The organism is Ruegeria sp. CDSC045, from assembly GCF_059610725.1.
The window spans coordinates 261,253-268,119 of sequence record NZ_JBXWOE010000004.1; the positions used below are offsets into that span (position 1 = coordinate 261,253).

A 6,867-nucleotide genomic window follows, 5' to 3' on the forward strand; every position below is an offset into this window, starting at 1 on the left:
TTAGCTACCGTTGGCGATCTTGCCGGTCACGAGGTCATAGAGCTCTTGCGCCGGAAGACCGCGTTCGGTGTTTTCCGCAATCCAGGCTTCTGCTGCGGGTGCGGCGGCGGCCTCTTTGAATGCCGCGATTTCTTCATCGCTGAATGTGACCCGTTCGATGCCGCGTTGATCCAGCTCGGGGCCCCAAGCTTCCATCGTTTTGGTCTGGTATTGGGAAACGTAGTGATCCAGCGCTTCGTCTATCGACCCCAGCAGAGCTTTACGATGTTCATCGGACAGATCTTCCAGTGCCAGAGTATTCACGACGACCGGGCAGTTGACTGTTCCGGGGTTCAGGTTCGTCGTCCACCACGTACCGTTCTCAATAGTGCCAAAGGACATATGGGCGTGTGGTGCAAAGCTGACGGCTTTGACGATGCCGCTGTCCATTGCCTGACGTACTTCGGATGCGGACATCGAAGTCGGAACTGCGCCGACCGTCTCCATCGCTTTACCGATACCGCCGGTGGCGCGCACACTCAGACCTTCAAAATCGGTCAGAGATTTCGGCGCGTCACCTACCCCGACAAGGTTGTACTGCGGTAGCGGAGACGGCATCAGCAGAGTCGCGTCCCAGCGGGCCAGATCCTCGACAACGGCTGGATGTTGATAAACGGCCATCGACAGGTCAATTTCCTGTTCAAGGGATGTCACGCCCAGAAACGGCAGTTCCAAGACAGTGATCGAGGGGTTCTTGTCGCGGTGATAGCCAGCGCAGAACTGGGCCATTTCAAACGCGCCAATCGAAATCCCATCGAGGTTTTCTTTGTTCTTCGACAGGCCACCATAACTGATGTTCAGGGTAAACTCCCCGTTGGTCTTTTCGTTCACCAGTTCAGCCAGCTTTTCGACATGCTCTGTGAAAGCACGACGCTTGCCCCACAGGGATACGTTCCATTCGACAGCCAGTGCCTCGGATGCAACGGTCAGCGACAGGGCGGCAATGGCCGCCCGGTTAAGATGTTTGCGCATAATGGCTCCTCCCAGATCACGCAATGTGTTTGGGCAGAGTATTCAGGATGCACGGCAGCCTGCCTATGAAGGAAAATGCGCGTGAAGTTTCGGAGTCCCTGCGGATATCCGCAGAGTGATTTCTCCTACAACAGCGCCTCTTTATCGAGACCAAGTTTAACAATCTTTTCGTTGAGCGTCCGGCGGCCAATCCCAAGCGCTTCGGCGGCGGCATCCATGCGGCCTTTATGCGCCTTGACGGCTTTGCCGATGAGCTCGCGTTCAAAAGCAGCAACCGCTTCGCGTAGCGTATCCGGCACATCGTCGAAATGCTGATCGCTTTGGATCGCCTGCGCCACTGACCCTCCTCCGCGCCGGGCCGCCAAAATGCGCCGTTCGCAGACATGGCGCAATTCACGCACATTGCCGGGCCAATCATGTGCAAGCAGAGCAGCCAAATCGTCCTGATCGAGTTCTGGTGCGTCTATCTCATAAATCTGCGCGTATTCGTTCAAGAAATGCGTTGCCAACAGAACCAGATCATCCCGTCTTTGACGTAGCGGAGGTAAAGACAGGACAACAGTATTCAGTCGAAACAAAAGGTCCTTACGCAGGCGGCCTTCCTCGGCTGCCAATACAATGTCCTCGTTGGTTGCTGACACGACCCTGAAGCTTACTGGCACTGGCGACACAGCCCCCACCGGCAGCACCTGCTGATCTTCGATGACCCTCAGTAGCTTGGCCTGCGCCGCTGGTGGGCACGAGCAGATTTCATCCAGAAACAAGGTCCCACCCGATGCCGCCACAAGCCTTCCGTCGGATTCACCCGCGACGCCGAACATTTCCGCTTCAAACGTATCGGCAGACAATGCGGCGCAATTCAACGCCAGAAACGGTGCCTCCGGCGAGCGACCCAAATCATGTAAAGCATGGGCAACCAGCTCTTTCCCGGTGCCGGTATCCCCCTGCAACAAAACCGCAACCGAAGTATCAGCAAGATCAAGTACATCTTGTCGCAAGTCTGTAATGGCGTCTGTTTGTCCCAGCAGGATGCGGTCAAGGCCTGACAGTTTGAACAGCCGGTCTTTGAGGCGGGCATTGCTTTTTCGCATTCGGTTTTGTTCAGCCGCGTGCCTCAGCACCGTAAGCAATCGCCGTGGTTCATATGGCTTTTCGATGAACCCATACGCCCCGTCCTGTATGGCCTGAACGGCCATCGGGATGTCACCATGCGCCGAAATCAGTACGACCGGAGGCGCCACATGCCTGTCCAGGCTGGCCAGCAATTCAAGTCCCGACATGCCGGGCATACGCACATCGGACAGAATGACATCGGGCGAGGCGTTAGCCAGATGCTCCGTCACCTGAGTCGCACGTGGCAAGGCGCTGACAGTCCAGTCGGCGGCTTCGAGCAACTCAACAAGGGACTGTCGCATTGATTTGTCATCGTCAACGACCAAGACTTTGAAGGGTTGCTGCTGGGTCATTCGTCCGTTTCTTCAGTATTTGAGGCTATCGGGAAGGTGACACGGAAAATTGTTCCGCCGCCATTTCGATTTCGGGCCGTCATTGTGCCATCGTGATCTTTGACAATGCTGGTGGAAATGGCCAGTCCCAAGCCCATGCCTCTCCCGCTCTCTCTTGTGGTTACAAATGGCTCTTGCAACTCTGCCAGCGTTGCCTCGCCCAACCCGTGACCGTTGTCCTGAATTTCCAACACGACCTCATCATCAGAAGCCATGACAGCGATATGGATTTCAGGCGCATCCGCTTCATCCGTAGCATCTATGGCATTGCGCAAAAGATTTGTGATGACCTGTTCGATCCGCAGGGCACTGCCCCGGATAAACGCCGGACCAGTCGACGCATCAATTGAGATTTTCACCTTGCCCTGTTCGATGTTTGGGGCAACCAGAGCCAACGCGGCATTAACCGAAGTGCATAAGTCTACGTCGTCGAACGCCTCACTCTCCGACCGTGCAAAAAACCGTAACTGGCGTGTGATCCCTTCCATTCTGTCAACCAGGTTGCCGATTTTTTGTGGCAGCTTGGTTTCACCGGAAGATGAAATCTCTGCAGCCACCAGATGATTGCGCATCGCCGCGATGGGCTGGCCAAGCTCATGCGTGACCGACGCGGATAGTTGCCCAAGAGCGGCCAGTCGGCTTGCGCGCTCCAACTCGCCCTGGGTGCGTTTGAGGCTCCGCTCGGCGGTTTTGCGGTCGTCGATTTCGATGGCAAGCCTTTCATTTGCTTCGCGCAGCATTGCTTCTTCCTCTTCGGACCGCGCCAAGGCAGCGCTTACACGTCTCGCACGTTGTATCTGGAAGAAGATAAATGTGAGCCCCGCCAAGAGGACAAAAACTGCAGTTACAAGCCAACTGCGCGCTACAGCCTGATCGTCACTTGCAAAATAGTGAAGCGACCAGCCATGAGGCAAATCCGTTGCTGCAAGATGCAAGCGCTTCGTCCCCGCAATTCTGGCCTGATCTCCCGGCAACTCAACCCAATCCAACGCATCTAAGGCTTGCCCCGGAAACTGCCGGGCGTTTCGAATTCGCTCTCGCTGTGGTTCTGACAATGGCGTCAACGCGCGATATTGCCAATCCGAGTTCGAAGAAAGCAGAACGACACCGTCTTCATTGGCCAAAAGAACCTGTTCGCCCGAGTTTTTCCAACTATCCTGAAGATTAGAGAAATCGATCTTAATCGCTATGACGCCAGTTGAATCTCCCTGGTCGTCAAGCACTGCGTTGGCGATGAAGTATCCTGGCAGACCAGTCGTCGCCCCGATGGCATAGAAGCGGCCCTGTTTGCCAGAAATGGCACTTTGGAAATACGGGCGGAAAGCGTAGTTCTGGCCAACAAAGCTCTCTGTGTTGCGGTAGTTCGATGCGGAAATCGTGATCCCGTCTTCGTCCATCAGGTAGATAGCATCCAGCTCCGCCCGCTCCGCAAAATCCTCAAGGCGTCGGTTTAAAGCTCCGGTGCCGTCTCCTTCGGCTGTTCCAATTACAAAGGAATCCTGTGACAGCACATATGTGAGGTGGGAAAATCGTTCGAGTTCGCTGTTTACCGAACTTTGGTAGAGAGAGAGCCGGCCCTGAGCTTTCGAAAGCTCCTCCGAAACGAAGTACTGGTAAGAAACCAAATAAAGGCCAATGCTGGCGGCAATGGCTACCAAAATACCTACAATATACGAAGCTGATCGCATTGAATGCCCATGAACTGCGACAGCATAGGATCACAGTAGGTATTAGCCGTCCATCCCAAGAGTTCTAATCCGATATTTGGATGTTCAGGCCAAACAAGAATGACTGAGTAATTTGAGAACGCGAAGCAATGAACGAACCCGCCGAAACAACTATGTGCATTGCGCAAGCAGACTCGGCCCAGAGCCGACATCCAGCAGCCAACCGACATGCTGCGGTCGCAGCCCGCATTCCGGACATTCACGGGACACGCTGAGAGCACAGGTCGGTCTAAGGTGTGAAGAACGGAGTTGCCGACCAAAAACCAAAGATCAAGATCGGCTTATAAGGTTTTGGTTCTGGATCCTGTTGCATCCGCTTGAGTGACCCCATCAAGAATCCAGCCTATAGCAAGCATGAACCGTTCGCCGCCGTCTCTGGTTGCATAGGTTTGCATGTTCTTTTGTAATATCGGGGTATCCTCGGGCGCGAGTTGCTTGCCCAACTCCTCACGTATCTGCGGTGGCCGGGTGAGATCGTTGGCGATCGATCCGATGAGTAGCATGGTAATTGCGTCACTCGCTTCGGCGATGGCCCTACCGCTGAACCCACCCGCCCTGAGACATTCAAACATCAGCTCTGTCGTGGTAGCGGTTCCGGGGCCGATGATAGCCTGGCGGACAAAGATCATGCCCGCACCAGGTGTTTCCAATAGCCGCTTTCGAACCTCCTCCAAAAAATCGAGTAAGCGGTCTCTCCAATCTTCCCCTATTCGCAGACCCTGCGCGGCTGCAAGAAAGAGGCTATCAACTGCGAGGGTGGCGAGTTGGTTCTTGTCGTCGATATGATGATAGATCGCCATGGCTGAAACACCGCATTCTTCTGCCACGCGCCGCATTGTAAGTGCAGATGGGTCGCTTGACTTCAAAACGACAAGGGACGCTTCAACAATTTTGCCCACCGTTAAGTCACGGCGTTTGTTTGGTTTTTTCGATCGCATAGTGGGTTTGTGCATTTCTTTATTTTACATTGTATAATTAAATATACAAGATAAAGTTATGTGAATTCGACTTGGGAGGAATGCATGAGTCTGGAAGGTTTGCAAGTTGGTGTGATCGGTGGCAGCATCGCAGGCTGCGCCGCAGCAACAGCGTTGACCCGAGCTGGCTGCAATGTGGACGTGTTCGAACGATCCTCAAAAGGGCTGATGGACCGCGGGTCCGGCATCGGCATTCCGAGCCCTCTACGCGCCACGCTTATGGACAAGGGATATCTTCCTAAGAATTTCCCAAGTTGCGAGATGAAATCGCGTTGGTGGCAGTTTCCCGATGGAAGTCGTGACGGAAAGCGCTTGTGGACCCAAGCGACCCCCGCCTTCGCCAATAACTGGGGGAACCTGTGGCGTGCGCTGCGGGAAACAGTCTCCGATGACATCTATCACGAGGGCAAGATGCTCTTGGATTTCGCAGAGACTGCAAATGGAGTCACAGTGACCCTCCAGGACGGTGAGACGCGTGACTTTGATCTTCTCATAGGCGCGGATGGATACAACTCTGCGGTGCGCCAAAAGATGCATCCCCACATCGAAACGGACTACGCAGGCTATGTGCTGTGGCGCGGGAACTATCCTGAGGCAGAGTGTGCCGACACCCATTTGATTGAGGCGATCGACAAAGAGACGGCCTGGTTGACTGTCCCTTTTTCGGGCGGACACGGAGTCCTTTACATGATCCCGAATTTTGACGGCAGCGCCGCGACCGGGCAACGCCGTGTGAATTGGGCGGTGTACGCATCCTGTCCTGAAGCACAACCGTTGAACGGCGTCGAATCTATTCCCCCAGGCAGTGTCACGATGGCGGCGTTCGCCGAGCTTCAGATGCTGTTGAACGATCACTTTCCACCCGCCATTCGCAGCCTCCTCGCCCAAACCCGCCACAAAGACGTGTCGATACAGCCGATCTATGACAGCATCGTCGATACCTATGTCAGCAAAAGAACGCTGCTGATTGGCGATGCAGGAACAATGACCCGCCCGCACACCGCAAGCGGGGCTACAAAGGCATTAGAAGACGCGCTGGCGCTGGAAATGCTTGCGGGCGCAGCCAAAGATTTACCTGACCTGCTCAAAAGCTACGACGCCCAACGATGCGGACAAGCAAAAACCCTCAGTCAAATTGGCCAACGTATTGGCCAGATGCAGGTCGTTGAAACGCCTAATTGGGGGGATATGTCGCCAAAGGATTTTGAGGATCTGCACTTTGCGATCCTGTCAGGTGAAAAGCTCTATCTCTACGGTGAGGAAGCGTGAGCCGAAGTGACGGGCATGACTGGTCCAATTTTGAGCAGCCTTAGAAACTTGATACAGCGGATCTTCTTAAGCGTCTATCGCCCATAATCCACAAAGCGGGCGACCTCTCTTCGATGATGTCTGGACAGTCTAGGCTTCTTGCAGCCCCCGGTGTCGCCGCAGCATATTGGCGGCGAGGACTATGCGCGCGGATCACGGCCCTTTCCGGACATACAGCATACGATAATGATACTGCGGTCGCAGCCCGCATTTCTGCCGTTCGCTTCAGGCGTAAAAAACCACTACATTGCCGCCGACAATCAAACGATTTCTTGGCATGGCTTTTGGACCCTGCTTATTGTTACCTAAACCACAAAACGCCCTGATTTGCAGGGTACT

The 6,867-nt window shown here is 54.5% G+C and carries 5 protein-coding genes and 1 pseudogene; 2 read left to right on the plus strand and 4 right to left on the minus strand.

What is annotated here, in order from left to right:
* The 4 genes from dctP to AC2FH6_RS10580 all read right to left on the minus strand — a co-directional run bounded on the left by dctP (position 1) and on the right by AC2FH6_RS10580 (position 5,196).
* Positions 1-1,011: a TRAP transporter substrate-binding protein DctP gene (dctP, locus tag AC2FH6_RS10565; protein WP_496691966.1), complete on the minus strand. Its 1,011-nt coding sequence runs from the start codon at positions 1,009-1,011 to the stop codon at positions 1-3.
* Between the two features lie 125 nt (positions 1,012-1,136).
* Positions 1,137-2,477: a sigma-54-dependent transcriptional regulator gene (locus AC2FH6_RS10570; RefSeq protein WP_496702451.1), complete on the minus strand. Its 1,341-nt coding sequence runs from the start codon at positions 2,475-2,477 to the stop codon at positions 1,137-1,139.
* Complete coding sequence (locus AC2FH6_RS10575; protein ID WP_496702453.1) at positions 2,474-4,204, minus strand: sensor histidine kinase; 1,731 nt, start codon at positions 4,202-4,204, stop codon at positions 2,474-2,476. The genes AC2FH6_RS10570 and AC2FH6_RS10575 overlap by 4 nt, the downstream gene beginning before the upstream one ends.
* Positions 4,205-4,524: 320 nt before the next feature.
* Positions 4,525-5,196 carry a TetR/AcrR family transcriptional regulator gene (locus AC2FH6_RS10580; protein WP_496702455.1) on the minus strand — a complete coding sequence of 224 codons (672 nt, stop codon included), beginning with the start codon at positions 5,194-5,196 and terminating at the stop codon, positions 4,525-4,527.
* Between the two features lie 69 nt (positions 5,197-5,265).
* On the opposite strand from AC2FH6_RS10580, the pseudogene AC2FH6_RS10585 reads away from it, so the two are divergent.
* Both AC2FH6_RS10585 and AC2FH6_RS10590 read left to right on the plus strand, forming a co-directional pair.
* A pseudogene (locus AC2FH6_RS10585) lies at positions 5,266-5,364 on the plus strand (hypothetical protein); the annotation flags it as partial.
* Positions 5,365-5,439: 75 nt separating this feature from the next.
* Positions 5,440-6,489: an FAD binding domain-containing protein gene (locus AC2FH6_RS10590; RefSeq protein ID WP_496702462.1), complete on the plus strand. Its 1,050-nt coding sequence runs from the start codon at positions 5,440-5,442 to the stop codon at positions 6,487-6,489.
* Positions 6,490-6,867: the final 378 nt, after the last annotated feature.